Consider the following 14,916-nt stretch of genomic DNA (forward strand, 5'->3'; position numbering starts at 1 on the left):
AAGGCGTGTGGACCGGCAGCGTCGACGGAGTCGGCGCGGCGGTCCTAGGAGACGTAGAAAACCGTCCCGAGAACGGGTTGTCAGGGCCTGCCGAACAGGGATCGCGCCTCGGCGGCCAGGACCACGGAGCCGACGATGAGGATTCCCGAGGCGGTCATCGGGGTGTCGTAGCCCTCGGACAGGGCCACGGCCTGCTCCACGCCCTCACCGAGCTGCTGGCTCACGACGACGCGGTCGGCGCCGTAGACCTCCTTGGCGATCTCGCCCAGGTCCTCGACGTCCATGGCCCGGGGCGAGTCGATGGGGACGCACACGACGGCGTCGGTCACCGGCTCCAGGCCCGCCAGGATCCCCTCGGCGTCCTTGTCCGCCATGACGCCCAGGACCGCGACGAGGTGCTGGAAGCCGAAGGCCTCCTCGATGGCGCCGGTGAGGGCCTCGACGCCGTGGGGGTTGTGGGCGGCGTCGACCAGGACCGTGGGCGAGGAGCGCAGGACCTCCAGGCGGCCGGGGCTGGTGACGGAGGCGAAGCCGTCCTCGACGACGCGCGCGGGAAGCCGGCGGCCGCCGTGGATCGCCTCGGCCGCCGCCAGGGCCAGCAGGGCGTTGCGGGCCTGGTACTCCCCGTGCAGCGGGACGAAGACGTCCTCGTAGACCGCGGCGGCGGTGGCCAGCGTCACCAGCTGGCCGCCGACGGCGAGCTGACGGTCGAGGACCTGCAGGACACCGGCCTCCGGCGAGGTGGGGTCCTCCTCCGGGTCTCGCTCGCGGCGCACGACGGCGCGGTGCTCGATGGCGGCCTGCTCGATCTCGGCTGCGGCCTCGGGAACCTGGTGGGCGACGACGACGGTGGAGCCGTCCTTGATGACACCGGCCTTCTCGTGGGCGATCTCGGTGATCGAGGAGCCGAGCCAGCGCTCGTGGTCGCGTCCGATCGGGGTGATGACGGCGACGTCGGAGCCGATGACGTTCGTGGCGTCCCAGCGCCCGCCCAGGCCGACCTCGATGATGGCCACGTCGACGGGGTAGTCGGCGAAGGCGGCCAGGGCCATGACGGTCAGGACCTCGAAGAAGGACAGGCGCGGCCCGCCGTCAGCAACTGAGCGCTCGTCGACCATGGCGATGTAGGGGGCCACGTCCTCCCAGGCGGCGATGAAGCCCTCCTCGCTGATCGGCTCGCCGTCGAGGCTGATGCGCTCGCGGATGGTGGCCAGGTGGGGGGAGGTGAAGCGGCCGGTGCGCATGCCGCCGGCGGCCAGGAGGCGCTCGGTCATGCGGGCGGTGGAGGTCTTGCCGTTGGTGCCGGTGATGTGGACGGTGCGGTAGGTGCGCTCGGGGTGGCCCAGGATGTCGAGGACGGCCTCGACACGCTCCAGGGAGGGCTGGACCTGGTGCTCGGGGGCACGGGAGAGGATCTCGGCCTCGACCTGGCGCATGCAGGCGGAGACCTCGACGGCGCGGGCGGCCGCCTGAAGGTCGCGCAGGTGCTCGTCCTCGGGGGTGTCGGGGAGCTGGGGCTCCCAGGACTCCCAGTCGTCGGAGTCGTCAGCGTCGACCTCGGCGAGAAGCTCCTCAAGGCGGTCGGTGTCGCCGCCGGGGATCATGTTGGCGGCGACGAGCTCGCGCAGCGCCTCGAGGTCCTCCTGATCCTGGGCCTCGGCGTCCGCCTCCTGCCGGGCGCCGGCGTCCTGGAGCTCGGAGACGGAGACGGTCAGGCCGTCGCTGTCCGTGAGGCTGGGGGTGCCCGCGGCCTCCAGGTAGGGCAGAAGCTCAGGGTCGACGCCGGCCTCACCGAAGACAGCATCAACGACCTCCTCCCCCGTGTCACCCTCGGGGATGCCGAAGGCGGCTCCGGGCCTGGTCTCGTCCTGGTTCTCGGCCGGGTCCTGCCCGGGAAGCCGGTGGCGGCGCTCGTCGTTCATGGGTCCTCCATCTGCGGGCGCCTCACGCGCCCGCTGCCGCGCGCACCCTACCGCAGCTGACTCGCAGCGGCTCGGAGGGCCGCCCATCCCCCTCCCATGAGGTTTATTCATAGGAACTGTTGTCGGGTCTGCTTTTTCGTCTACAGGGAGATGTGGTAGGCGCCCGCGACCTCAATGGGATCATCCCCGCTCGCGCGGGGTTTACCTCCTAGGGTCTGTTGCGAAAACAGGATGAAGCACCAGCGCGGTCGTAGGGTAGGTCGCGCGTTCGTACCCTCTATGGCCGGCATTAAACAAAGTTTCCTTCTGGGGTTGTGTTGTCGGGTGGTTTTGGGGGTATCGATATAGAATGTGTGTGTGGTTGTTGATGTGACTGCGGAGGAGCGGGATGTTCTTCTGGCGTGGAAGAAACGCGGTGACTCGTTCGTCCTGGTGCGTTTAAAGGCTGAGGCCATTTTGTATGCCTCTCGTGGTGTCGGCACGGGTGTTATCGCTGAGATGGTCGGCCGCAGCCGCAGGACGGTGAGCAACTGGCTGCGCCGCTGGCGGTGCTCCAGGTTGCACTCGGTTGTCACTGGGCACGCCGGCAACGAGAACGCCGCCAAGCTCACCCGCGCCCACAAGGAGCAGCTCAAGCGGATCCTGAGTAGGCCACCGGCCCAGAGCGGGATCAGGGCGGACTTCTGGGACGTACCGGCCCTGCGTGACGTGGTGCGGATCAAGTTCGGCGTGGAGTACGCCTCAGACTCCTCCTACCAGCTGCTCCTGCGCTTCGTGGGGATGAGCTTCAAGCTGCCCGACCCCTTCGACAAGCGCCGCGACGAGGCCGCCGTCACCGAGCGAATGGACCAGGTCCGTCAGGAGGTCGCCGACCTGCTGGCCCGGGGCTGGGAGGTCTACACCGTCGACGAGGTGCGCGTCGAGCACGAGGCCGTCACCCGGCGTATGTGGCTGCCCACCGGCCGTCGGACCAAGATCTATGTCGACCGAGAACGCTCGGCCCAGTCTTTCTTCGGCGCCCTGAGCCTGACCAGCAAGCAGGTGCGCGTCTACCCCATCGAGGGCAACCAGAACGCCGAGCAGGTCACCCTGGCCCTGGCCCGTCTGGTACGCGAGACGGCAAACGACAAGATCGCTGTTGTTCTTGACAACGCCGGCTTCCACCACGCCAAGGCGGTCACTGACCTGTATGAGCCCGGCCAGGCCCTGGAGCGCGTCAGGCCGATCTACCTACCTCCTTACGCGCCCGACCACAACCCAATAGAGCACGTCTGGAACACCGCCAAGAAGAACATCTCAAACATACAACGAGACAACCCCGAGGAAACCTACACCGCATTCACCAGCTACATCACCAGCCGCACCTTCGACTACGACTTCGAGCACCTACCCATCACACCAACCCAAGAAAAGCTTGATTAAAGACCGCCATACCTACCTCCTTACGCGCCCGACCACAACCCAATAGAGCACGTCTGGAACACCGCCAAGAAGAACATCTCAAACATACAACGAGACAACCCCGAGGAAACCTACACCGCATTCACCAGCTACATCACCAGCCGCACCTTCGACTACGACTTCGAGCACCTACCCATCACACCAACCCAAGAAAAGCTTGATTAAAGACCGCCATACCCCTCGAACGCGAGACATAAGGTACGACCGCGACATCGGGTGACTGGTGAGGGACGGCCCCCACCCGGACATACGCAACAGGACCTAACCTCGATCTTTCATTGGTTGGTTGAGTGGGGTGTGGGTGGCGTCGTTGCCGGTGTCGTGGGGGCGATTATGCCGGTTGGGTGTGACGGTCTGCCGCGTGTCGTCTCGCGGTGGTCGGGCCTTTCCAGGGGCCAGGGTTGTTCCTTCAGGGTCGTGGTGGGCAGGAGGCGGCGGTCGGGTGCCTATGGTGCGGGTAGGGCCTGAAAGCCGCTCAGTGCGGTCAGCAGGAGGCTGGTGAAGGGGTGGTCGGCCTTGTAGCGCAGGACGGTGCGGCGGGCACGGTGGGTGATGACGGCGGGGATGCTCATCAGGCGCAGGCGGATCGTCCTGGGCTCCCAGGTGCGGGCGGGGGTGGAGGCCAGGGCGAGCGGCTGGGAGAAGGCCAGCAGGTCACAGGCCAGGGCCACGATCAGGCACCAGATACGGTTCTGGGCGAACCCCTGCAAGGGAAAGCGGTCAAGCCCGGTGTCCTTGGCACAGCGGATACGGTCCCCTGGCAGCGGGCCCGTAGCCGGTGGCGGACCTCGAGATCGGCGAGCTGACCTACTTTTGTGTTGGTGGCGAAGGCGGTCAGCCGGTAGCCCCCGACGTCCTCGAAGCGCAGCTGGGCTCCCTGGTGGGGCCGCTCTCGGCGCACGGTTGACCCGCGTCCCCTTGGGCCAAGCGGTCAGGTCCAGCAGGTCAGTGATCTCAGCGACGTCCGCACCCTGCCTGGGCTGTCCGTCAGCGTTGTAGGCCGGGTCCCAGGCGGCCTCGGGGATGGTGCCCGTGGATCTGCGGCGTGTGGTCCGGCAGCGTGAACCCCACGCTGTAGGACACCCGCCGACGGGCCAGGAGCTCAATGGTCTCCTTCGTGCCTCCGGCCCCGTCGATGCGCACCAGCACCTTTCTACCGGGTCTGGGGCCGAGCCCGGCCTGGTCCAGTGCCCGGCGGATGATCTCGACGTGGTCGGCGGCAGTGCTCGACCCCGCGTTACCGGGACGCAGCACGAGCGCCGCGCACTCACCCCCACCGTCGGGGCCGTGGTCGAACCACGCGGTCAGCGGGTGGTAGCCGAACCCCTTCTTGAAGGTCGGGGCCGCACCCTCTTTGTCTGAGTGCACATTAACCAAGGTGGCGTCGACGTCGATCACCAACGGCCGGTTCGCCGAGACGCCGGCGGTCGGTGAGTGCTCGCCGGCCAGGGCCCACACCCGATGCCGCGCTGTCCTGCGGGCCCGGTTGACGGCGGCCTCGACAGCCTCGACGTGGTCGGCCAGGGCCCCTACAAGTCGCGAGACCGTCGGGTCGGAGGCAACAAGCCCGAAGACCTCCTTGTCGCACCGCAGCAGCGAAAGGTCCGACAGGCACCAGCCTCCCAGGGCCACGCACACCGCCAGATCCAAGATGATCTTGCCCGGGTCGTGCACCGACCCCGGCCGCCGCCACGTAGACAGGGCCTGCGAGAGCTCGTTGCCCAGGCCCGTGACCCCGCTCGTCTCGGTCAGCAGCCTCGCCCCGGCCAGACCCACCGCCGGCACCTGACCGGACTCCACACCCACAACCGGGTACAACCCGCTATTCTTCACCACGAAGGTGTCCTCCCCCTGGAGTTCTCGGATTTCAGCAACCCGCATTATTCCAGGCGAAGCGACACCTTCACCCCACTTTCACCACCTCAACGATGAAATCTCGAGGCTAATGGGCGGGCTCCCCGGCAGCGGATTCGGATCATCCCCGCTCGCGCGGGGTTTACGGCTCGTCGTCACCAATCACCAGCGTGCCGTTGGGATCATCCCCGCTCGCGCGGGGTTTACTGCCCCCGCCACTGTGGTGGAGAGTGCCCCCCCCGGATCATCCCCGCTCGCGCGGGGTTTACATCACCATCAACGAGGTAGAACTGCGCCGCGCCGGATCATCCCCGCTCGCGCGGGGTTTACAGCATCCGCATCGCGGCGTCCCGGAAGTCCTCCGGATCATCCCCGCTCGCGCGGGGTTTACCCCGTACCGGATGCTTCCGGTACGGGGTTTCTGTGGATCATCCCCGCTCGCGCGGGGTTTACCCCGTACCGGATGCTTCCGGTACGGGGTTTCTGTGGATCATCCCCGCTCGCGCGGGGTTTACTATGTCCCACCACCACGGCCCCGGGTGCCCACAGGATCATCCCCGCTCGCGCGGGGTTTACGTGACGCGGGTTGTGTTGGCGTGGTGCATGTCAGGATCATCCCCGCTCGCGCGGGGTTTACGAGGGCTGGCAGGCCCTGGCCGCCGGGCGCGACGGATCATCCCCGCTCGCGCGGGGTTTACCATTCCTTGCATCCAGATCAAGAAGAACCTTTCGGATCATCCCCGCTCGCGCGGAGTTTACAAGTGGGCCATTCAGCCCGGCGATCTTCTCACCGGATCATCCCCGCTCGCGCGGGGTTTACGCTGATTGATAGGCGGCCCCGATCGAATGTCTGGGATCATCCCCGCTCGCGCGGGGTTTACTGACCCCATTTTCTAGGACCTTGGTCCTCCCTCGGATCATCCCCGCTCGCGCGGGGTTTACGGCACCCCCAGGGCTAGCGAGGCGGAGCGTGCCGGATCATCCCCGCTCGCGCGGGGTTTACGACCTCCCCGACGAGGCTGCCCTGCGCGCCGTCGGATCATCCCCGCTCGCGCGGGGTTTACGCTGATTGATAGGCGGCCCCGATCGGACGGGCGGGATCATCCCCGCTCGCGCGGGGTTTACTGACCGAGCGCCCCCTGGACGCAGCCTGGGCGCGGATCATCCCCGCTCGCGCGGGGTTTACCGTCAGGAGGACCCGGTCCTTCTGCTCGGGGCCGGATCATCCCCGCTCGCGCGGGGTTTACGCCCGCGCGGTGGCACCACCATAGGGGGGGGCGAGGATCATCCCCGCTCGCGCGGGGTTTACCCGTCCGGGCTAGTAGGTGGTCAGTGGATGGCGGGATCATCCCCGCTCGCGCGGGGTTTACGCCTCCTGCCCCTCCCGTAGGGAGGGGGCGCCGAGGATCATCCCCGCTCGCGCGGGGTTTACCGGCGTGTCGGCCGTCACGGCGCGAGCCGCTGAGGATCATCCCCGCTCGCGCGGGGTTTACCGGTAGGCGACCGACATTGCTTTGGGCGTTGCCGGATCATCCCCGCTCGCGCGGGGTTTACTTTCAGGTCAGTGATATGCGCGGAATCATGCCCGGATCATCCCCGCTCGCGCGGGGTTTACCCGCGCGGTGGCACCACCATAGGGGGGGCGAGGATCATCCCCGCTCGCGCGGGGTTTACCCGCGCGGTGGCACCACCATAGGGGGGCGAGGATCATCCCCGCTCGCGCGGGGTTTACGCGTCGGCCGCGACCGTCAACGGCGACGCCGACGGATCATCCCCGCTCGCGCGGGGTTTACTGGGAGCCGACGGCCAAGACCCTGCTGTCTGCCGGATCATCCCCGCTCGCGCGGGGTTTACGCCGGGCTGGGTGAAGCTGGCGCCGAGGAGCTCGGATCATCCCCGCTCGCGCGGGGTTTACTCAGCCGGGGTCTGGGCACCGACCATGCGGCCGGGATCATCCCCGCTCGCGCGGGGTTTACCTCCTGTTCGTTTCTCTCATTGGACTCGCGTGGGGATCATCCCCGCTCGCGCGGGGTTTACTGGATGAACGGCTTAATCTTCTCGGTGTCGACGGGATCATCCCCGCTCGCGCGGGGTTTACTCGAGTTCACCGATTCAGCGGACAAGCACGACGGGATCATCCCCGCTCGCGCGGGGTTTACGGGTGGGTGCAGGATCGTTGGTCATGGTGCTTCGGATCATCCCCGCTCGCGCGGGGTTTACCCGTGCTTCTCGATGTAGGCGTCAAGAGCCGCGGGATCATCCCCGCTCGCGCGGGGTTTACAAGCTCGGCACTCCTGCTACCGGGCTGGCCGCCGGATCATCCCCGCTCGCGCGGGGTTTACCTGCCTGGGCTGGGTGGCCTGGGTGATCTGCTGGGATCATCCCCGCTCGCGCGGGGTTTACTGTACGCGGCGCGTACGGCGGAGGGCCTTCAGGGGATCATCCCCGCTCGCGCGGGGTTTACGTGTACTCGTCTGGGGACCACGCCTCATCTCGGGGATCATCCCCGCTCGCGCGGGGTTTACACGTACCAGGTGACTGGCCCCGCTGGCGACAGCGGATCATCCCCGCTCGCGCGGGGTTTACGCGTCGGTACCGTGAGCGCCTGCAGCAGGAACGGGATCATCCCCGCTCGCGCGGGGTTTACACGTACCAGGTGACTGGCCCCGCTGGCGACGGCGGATCATCCCCGCTCGCGCGGGGTTTACCGGTTTTTTTGTGCCCCGCGGCCTGGACGTATGGGATCATCCCCGCTCGCGCGGGGTTTACACTGATCGACCAAGCCGATCAGTAAGCACGACAGGATCATCCCCGCTCGCGCGGGGTTTACCGCTGGCGAGCTCGCTCGATCGCATCATCCCGCGGATCATCCCCGCTCGCGCGGGGTTTACGAGCTCGAGGTCGGAGACACGAACCAGGCGATGGGATCATCCCCGCTCGCGCGGGGTTTACGCAAGGCTGGAGTCACCTACCGTGAGGTCGACCGGATCATCCCCGCTCGCGCGGGGTTTACCCCCCATCCACACGCCTGCTGGCGCCCCTGACGGATCATCCCCGCTCGCGCGGGGTTTACTGGACGGTGGCGGCGTAGCCGAGTTGGACGTGCGGATCATCCCCGCTCGCGCGGGGTTTACTCCCCCATCCACACGCCTGCTGGCGCCCCTGACGGATCATCCCCGCTCGCGCGGGGTTTACCCAGCTGCGTCCAGTGCACAGCGACCAAGCGCGGGATCATCCCCGCTCGCGCGGGGTTTACGCCGGAGATGAGCCTCTACCGGCGCGTACGACGGGATCATCCCCGCTCGCGCGGGGTTTACGCAAGGCTGGAGTCACCTACCGTGAGGTCGACCGGATCATCCCCGCTCGCGCGGGGTTTACCCATTCTTGAACCCGAAAGGCACGAAGACCTTGGGATCATCCCCGCTCGCGCGGGGTTTACTGCTATAGTGGAGTTTAAACGAGATTATTTTGTGAGTCGGTAGGGGAACTTGTTTGCCTGGATGAAGGTCTCGAATGCTTGTCGGGTTTGGGGGAATGTGGCTCTTTGGTGGTTGCTGATACTGTCCTTTGCTTCTTTCCAGACGTGCTCGATGGGGTTCTCGTCGGGGCTGTAGGCGGGTAGGTTGATCAGGTGGATCCTCTCGAGGTTCTTGATGGTCTTGAGGCTGTTTGTGAGCTTTGCTGAACGGTGCCAGGAGGCGTTGTCCCACACGATGACGATCTTCTTCTTGTCGGGGTGCTTCACGGTCAGGTCGATCAGGGCCTGGGTGATGGTGCCGGTGTCCTGCCAGTCGAGGGTCATCAAGTCGACGGTGCCGTCGGTCTCGTGCAGGAAGCCGATGTAGGACTGGGCCTGGCGGCGGCGGTCGACCTCCAGGCGGGCGGCGTCCCCCCGGCGGATCCACGCCCTGCGCACGATCGCCTCGTGCTCGATACGCACCTCGTCGGCGCACACCACCATCACCTCGGGATCGGACCACTTGCGGACGATCTCGGAACGGATCTGGCTCATGCGCTGGTCAACGTCCGCCTGGGGCGGGCGGCGCTGGTCAACGGTCTGGGGGCGGTGGAAGGACAGGCCCGCCATGTGCAGCAGGAACCGGTAGGAGGCGGCAGAGGCGTACTCCACCTCGAAGTGGTCGTAGACCCAGGCCGCCAGATGGGGCACGTCCCAGAACCCGATGGGCAGGCCCTGCTCCGACGGGGGCCGGGACAGTACCCCGGCCACCTCCTGGCGCTGGGTGGCGGTGAGCCTGGAGGCGTTGAGGTTGCCGGCGTGACCGGTGTGGATTGAGGCCAGGCGGTACCGGTTCCACTCCCGAGCCCAGCTGCGCACCGTCTCGGGCGTGCGCTCGACGACCTGGGCCACGACCGCGGTATCCACACCCTTGGACAGCAGCACGACCGCCTCGGACTTCAAACGCATCAACCTGTAAGGCGCCTGGTGCTTATAGCCCTGCAAAACAGTCCACTCATCATCACTAACCACGACCCTGTCCATCCCAGCATGATATTCCGCCCTCGACCCGAGAGCTCACACGAAACGCCGACAACACAAGAGACGACAACAAAAGAAGCCAGCACCAGCAGCCAAGCACCCCACGAGAAAGCGACACCCCCACATCGGACGCCCCACGAATACCCGATCACCAACCCAACAACAAAACCAGCAACACGAATCTTGTTTTAATCACACTATACCTAGAGCGGGCCGATATGCCCGAGTCCGGATCATCCCCGCTCGCGCGGGGTTTACTCAGTTCCTTTCTTGTCGGTGAACGTTGCTCCGGGATCATCCCCGCTCGCGCGGGGTTTACATTAAGGAGCGGTTGAGTGAAGCGTGATGTCCGGGATCATCCCCGCTCGCGCGGGGTTTACCCATGATTGGGTTTGACGTGATATTGCACGTCAGGATCATCCCCGCTCGCGCGGGGTTTACGACACCCATCCTAGCCCGCGGCCGGTCAGCCGAGGATCATCCCCGCTCGCGCGGGGTTTACTGGGCTCAGCCTGGATTCGTTCGCGCCGATTCGGGATCATCCCCGCTCGCGCGGGGTTTACGTGTCTTCAATATGATTATGGGCGCCCGAGGGCGGATCATCCCCGCTCGCGCGGGGTTTACCGTGACACCCTCAACAACAGGATTAAGAGAGAGGGATCATCCCCGCTCGCGCGGGGTTTACTGCCGGCAGCCTGGGGCAGCGACTTGACCGCGCGGATCATCCCCGCTCGCGCGGGGTTTACCCCAGGGGCGCCTGCCAGTAGAGACGGCCACCCGGATCATCCCCGCTCGCGCGGGGTTTACTGGTGGGCTGGGCAGACAGATTTAAGCAGCACCGGATCATCCCCGCTCGCGCGGGGTTTACGCCCAGTCAGGGGGGATGGACCCGATGAGGGTCGGATCATCCCCGCTCGCGCGGGGTTTACCGGGTGCCTACCCCGTTTTCCCGGGCGGTTCAGGGATCATCCCCGCTCGCGCGGGGTTTACCTATGTTCACATCGTCAATAGCCTCCGGTTGTACGGATCATCCCCGCTCGCGCGGGGTTTACCCGGGGGAGAGTTGCTCGTTGGCGATCATCCGCGGATCATCCCCGCTCGCGCGGGGTTTACTACATGTCACCTGTCCAGGTGCCCGGATTGATGGGATCATCCCCGCTCGCGCGGGGTTTACCCCGAGTCCTTTAAGGGCACTGTCCGTGGTATAGGATCATCCCCGCTCGCGCGGGGTTTACCCGCCCCAGGACATGACAATGACGTCGCCGGGCGGATCATCCCCGCTCGCGCGGGGTTTACCTCCCCCGCTGGGTCGAGTCACTGGACTGGTTGGGATCATCCCCGCTCGCGCGGGGTTTACGCGGTAGGCGACCGACATCGCCTTGGGTGTAGCGGATCATCCCCGCTCGCGCGGGGTTTACCTACGAGCAGATTAAGTCCGGCGAGGCCCGTTAGGATCATCCCCGCTCGCGCGGGGTTTACCCCTTGTTTCTTGGAAGGGGCACCCCAAGAAACGGATCATCCCCGCTCGCGCGGGGTTTACTTCAGCCACGCCCGGAGCATGTCCGGGTTGACCGGATCATCCCCGCTCGCGCGGGGTTTACCCTCCTGCCCCCTCCCGTAGGGAGGGGTGTCGAGGATCATCCCCGCTCGCGCGGGGTTTACTATTTTGGCGGCGCCCTGCTGGCAGGCGCCATTGGATCATCCCCGCTCGCGCGGGGTTTACCCGTTGAGATCTTTGGCAACGGCGAGGAGACTGGGATCATCCCCGCTCGCGCGGGGTTTACGACTGGTCGTACACCAAGCCCGCGGCCCATCACGGATCATCCCCGCTCGCGCGGGGTTTACCCCAGGCGGACCAACCACGCCGGGGGCTATCTGGGATCATCCCCGCTCGCGCGGGGTTTACGGGGCGACGCCTCCATGGCGGCCCACGACCGAGGGATCATCCCCGCTCGCGCGGGGTTTACACTCCCCTGAAACTCGAAATATGTTCGCAGAAAGGATCATCCCCGCTCGCGCGGGGTTTACGACATCCAGCCCGGCGACCTCCTAACCTTCGACGGATCATCCCCGCTCGCGCGGGGTTTACTACGGGGTCAGTGGTGTGCCCTACTGCGACATGGGATCATCCCCGCTCGCGCGGGGTTTACGAGTCCGTCAAGTCCGTCACATTCGCCACTCTGCGGATCATCCCCGCTCGCGCGGGGTTTACATGTTAGAGAATGAGTAGTAGCTGAATTTCTTTGGATCATCCCCGCTCGCGCGGGGTTTACAAGAACAGGATCGACAAGAGTGTGGAGGTGTGGGGATCATCCCCGCTCGCGCGGGGTTTACAGGGCGGCGACGGCTGTAGCGCCCACATCGTACGGATCATCCCCGCTCGCGCGGGGTTTACGTGGAACTGGGTGCGTGGAAACATGAGGGTAATGGATCATCCCCGCTCGCGCGGGGTTTACCTGGAAACGGCGGTGTGCTGACTCAGGCGGGAGGGATCATCCCCGCTCGCGCGGGGTTTACGCCTGAGCCACACCAGCGCCAACCGCCTGAGCGGGATCATCCCCGCTCGCGCGGGGTTTACTTCTGGATGTGTGCCTGAGACTGAGCCTGACTGGGATCATCCCCGCTCGCGCGGGGTTTACTGCTGGGGGACGTGTCGAAGAAGAATTATGATGGGATCATCCCCGCTCGCGCGGGGTTTACTCCGTGTTCTGAAGTTCCGCCAGGTACATGCGGGGATCATCCCCGCTCGCGCGGGGTTTACACGACAACGCCGCACCAGACCTGAATGACATGCGGATCATCCCCGCTCGCGCGGGGTTTACCGGAAGAGTGCTGCGTCGCTCCTGTCATAGCCGGGATCATCCCCGCTCGCGCGGGGTTTACTATGACAAGGGCGACGGTTCCCTATACAAGCCCGGATCATCCCCGCTCGCGCGGGGTTTACGGAAGGAGAAGTTCAAGATCACGATCAATGAGGGGATCATCCCCGCTCGCGCGGGGTTTACGTGTCGATTAACCTTCCTTCTGAGCGGGCTCTGGGATCATCCCCGCTCGCGCGGGGTTTACCCAGCCGGGTCTGGGGCGTGTCTGAGGCGACGGGGATCATCCCCGCTCGCGCGGGGTTTACCAACGCCAAGTTCGGCCTCAATGTGTCATGCACGGATCATCCCCGCTCGCGCGGGGTTTACTCAACCTCTGCGCGCTTTCGGTCGATTTCCTTGGGATCATCCCCGCTCGCGCGGGGTTTACCCTGATAGCGTTAATAATCCCTGTCACGTTTTGCGGATCATCCCCGCTCGCGCGGGGTTTACCCGAATTCTGCGCCGTGGCGTGATGCGTAGCTGGGATCATCCCCGCTCGCGCGGGGTTTACGGTGCCGATGATGGCCTGCGTGGCCGCGACGCCGGATCATCCCCGCTCGCGCGGGGTTTACGATATCGCAGTAGGGCACCCAGTGGCCACCGAAGGATCATCCCCGCTCGCGCGGGGTTTACGACGTCGCAACCAAGGCGTGGGGAGATCAAGCCGGATCATCCCCGCTCGCGCGGGGTTTACGTGTCAACGAGCATTCCTTCACCCCGGGCTCGGGGATCATCCCCGCTCGCGCGGGGTTTACCGCAACTCTTTCTTCGCGGACATTGCCCACGAAGGATCATCCCCGCTCGCGCGGGGTTTACCCCGTCGCCCTGGGATTCGGAGGACGTGTTTCCGGATCATCCCCGCTCGCGCGGGGTTTACGCGTCGTTGCTGCCAGCGCGCACCATTGTACTGGGATCATCCCCGCTCGCGCGGGGTTTACACTTGCGGATCCTTGGAATCCCAACGATGGGCTACCCTAGCAGACCGCTTTCACCTTCACTGGTGACCTAACGCCCGCTCCGCAGAGTTCCGGTAGCGCCGCCGTCTAGCAGCGATCGACCACGACTCCTTCGGAGGCTTGACAGCACCGGGGATCGCCTGCGTCCCCTCGATCTGTCGGTAGGGCGTCCTCATCACCAGGCAGCCCTCAATGTCAACCGGTTCGCGATCGTGGCCCAGGGACGCGATCGCGAACCGCTGCTCGGATCGCACCGACCAGATCAGCAACGCTCGCCCATCCCCGATGTATGCACGGACCAGTTCCCACAGCTGCTCTCGCACTCGAGCTGAGAGATGACCGACGAAGACCCCGGGAGAGACCTCAAGCAGCCACCTGGTCATGGAGCCCCGCAGTGAGGCCGGGGCTGCGGACAGGATCAGGACTACCATCCTCCCGCGTCCTCCCCGGCGTAGTTCGATCCGCCGGCCACAGCACGCTGCTGATAGTCCCACAAGGAAACTACGTTAACGCTCATGTCCTCCAGCTCCTCGACCTCGAGCAAACGGTAGATATCTCTGACCGTCCGCTCGATGATCCTGAGCTCAAAAACCTTGTCCCGAACTCGCCTTCGCGTGGTGCCGGTGAGGTCATCCATCCCCTCGGAGACGACGTCGAAGGCGATGGGTATGGTCGTCTCCGCCTTGTACAGGTCGGCGACGTCGTACACGAAGGACCGCTCGTGGCCCGTGTGGACAAAGCCGAGACCCGGTGAGCAGCCCAAGGAGACGATCACGCCGTGAACAACACCGTACAGGGCTGCGTGCGCGGCGGAGAGTGCCTGGTTGATCGGGTCCGACGCCTCGAAGTCATCGGGACGGTAGTCGCGTCGGGTCCACGGAACCCCGGTACGCCTGGAGTGCTCGCGATACACCTCGCGGACCCGGGCTCCCTCCCGTCCCCTGAGCTGCTGCATGGTGAGCCCCTCGACACTCTCTCCGCTGAAGCGCATGCAGTACATCTCACGCGCCACCCGCAGTCGTTTCTGGGGAGAGGAGACCCGGGCAGCCTGCTCCACCAGCAACCGGGTAGAGGTCGCCAGGGAACGACCGTGCGCGTAGTAGCGCACGCCGCGCTCACCGACCCAGACCGCTGTCGTCCCGCACTCGCCGAGCAGAGTCATTGCCTGATGACTGACCGAGGTCCCCGGACCGAGAAAGACAGCCACCAGCGAGGCTGCGGGCACGCGGACGGTGCCCTGATCGTTGCGCGCGGTCAGGGCACCATCCTCCCGGTGCACCACGCAGTGCTCCAGGTAGAGGAAGGACATCCTGTCCTGAACACGGGGCAGCGCCGTCACCGGGACCGGCAGCATTCTGGCCATA

Annotated in this window: 5 protein-coding genes, 2 pseudogenes and 2 CRISPR repeat arrays; of the genes and pseudogenes, 2 read left to right on the forward strand and 5 right to left on the reverse strand. The window is 65.8% G+C overall.

The genetic code is table 11. The annotated features are described in order from the left end of the window. Nucleotides 1–80: 80 nt before the first annotated feature. Nucleotides 81–1,922: a bifunctional folylpolyglutamate synthase/dihydrofolate synthase gene (locus EL340_RS05920; protein ID WP_126413847.1), complete on the reverse strand. Its 1,842-nt coding sequence runs from the start codon at nucleotides 1,920–1,922 to the stop codon at nucleotides 81–83. Nucleotides 1,923–2,279: 357 nt separating this feature from the next. Here EL340_RS05920 and EL340_RS05925 point away from each other — a divergent pair, with 357 nt between their 5' ends. Continuing rightward, entirely contained in the window at nucleotides 2,280–3,344 is a 1,065-nt protein-coding gene (locus EL340_RS05925; RefSeq protein WP_126413152.1) for an IS630 family transposase, read from the forward strand. A gap of 18 nt (nucleotides 3,345–3,362) precedes the next feature. Then, nucleotides 3,363–3,548: pseudogene (locus EL340_RS05930) on the forward strand (hypothetical protein); the annotation flags it as partial. Between the two features lie 281 nt (nucleotides 3,549–3,829). Here the strand turns inward: EL340_RS05930 and EL340_RS05935 are convergent. The 4 genes and pseudogenes from EL340_RS05935 to cas1e form a co-directional block, all read right to left on the reverse strand. Then, a pseudogene (locus EL340_RS05935) lies at nucleotides 3,830–5,219 on the reverse strand (IS1380 family transposase). Nucleotides 5,220–5,355: 136 nt separating this feature from the next. Further along, nucleotides 5,356–8,677: a CRISPR direct-repeat array (repeat unit 28 nt; unit sequence GGATCATCCCCGCTCGCGCGGGGTTTAC). A 23-nt stretch (nucleotides 8,678–8,700) separates the two neighbouring features. Then, nucleotides 8,701–9,663: an IS630 family transposase gene (locus EL340_RS05940; RefSeq protein WP_232022928.1), complete on the reverse strand. Its 963-nt coding sequence runs from the start codon at nucleotides 9,661–9,663 to the stop codon at nucleotides 8,701–8,703. A gap of 302 nt (nucleotides 9,664–9,965) precedes the next feature. Next, nucleotides 9,966–13,534: a CRISPR direct-repeat array (repeat unit 28 nt; unit sequence GGATCATCCCCGCTCGCGCGGGGTTTAC). A 56-nt stretch (nucleotides 13,535–13,590) separates the two neighbouring features. Then, nucleotides 13,591–13,983 carry a type I-E CRISPR-associated endoribonuclease Cas2e gene (gene cas2e, locus EL340_RS05945; RefSeq protein WP_126413848.1) on the reverse strand — a complete coding sequence of 131 codons (393 nt, stop codon included), beginning with the start codon at nucleotides 13,981–13,983 and terminating at the stop codon, nucleotides 13,591–13,593. After that, the gene (cas1e, locus tag EL340_RS05950; RefSeq protein WP_126413849.1) at nucleotides 13,977–14,915 is read right to left on the reverse strand and encodes a type I-E CRISPR-associated endonuclease Cas1e; all 939 of its coding nucleotides are present in this window, start codon (nucleotides 14,913–14,915) and stop codon (nucleotides 13,977–13,979) included. The genes cas2e and cas1e overlap by 7 nt, the downstream gene beginning before the upstream one ends. Nucleotide 14,916: the final 1 nt, after the last annotated feature.

Source organism: Actinomyces viscosus, from assembly GCF_900637975.1.
Classification (GTDB): domain Bacteria; phylum Actinomycetota; class Actinomycetes; order Actinomycetales; family Actinomycetaceae; genus Actinomyces; species Actinomyces viscosus.

Bases quoted from the DNA above. Each gene is read 5' to 3' on its own strand.
- cas1e (WP_126413849.1), bottom strand. From the start codon at position 14,915: ATGGCCAGAATGCTGCCGGTCCCGGTGACGGCGCTGCCCCGTGTTCAG.
- cas2e (WP_126413848.1), bottom strand. From the start codon at position 13,983: ATGGTAGTCCTGATCCTGTCCGCAGCCCCGGCCTCACTGCGGGGCTCC.
- EL340_RS05940 (WP_232022928.1), bottom strand. From the start codon at position 9,663: ATGCGTTTGAAGTCCGAGGCGGTCGTGCTGCTGTCCAAGGGTGTGGAT.
- EL340_RS05920 (WP_126413847.1), bottom strand. From the start codon at position 1,922: ATGAACGACGAGCGCCGCCACCGGCTTCCCGGGCAGGACCCGGCCGAG.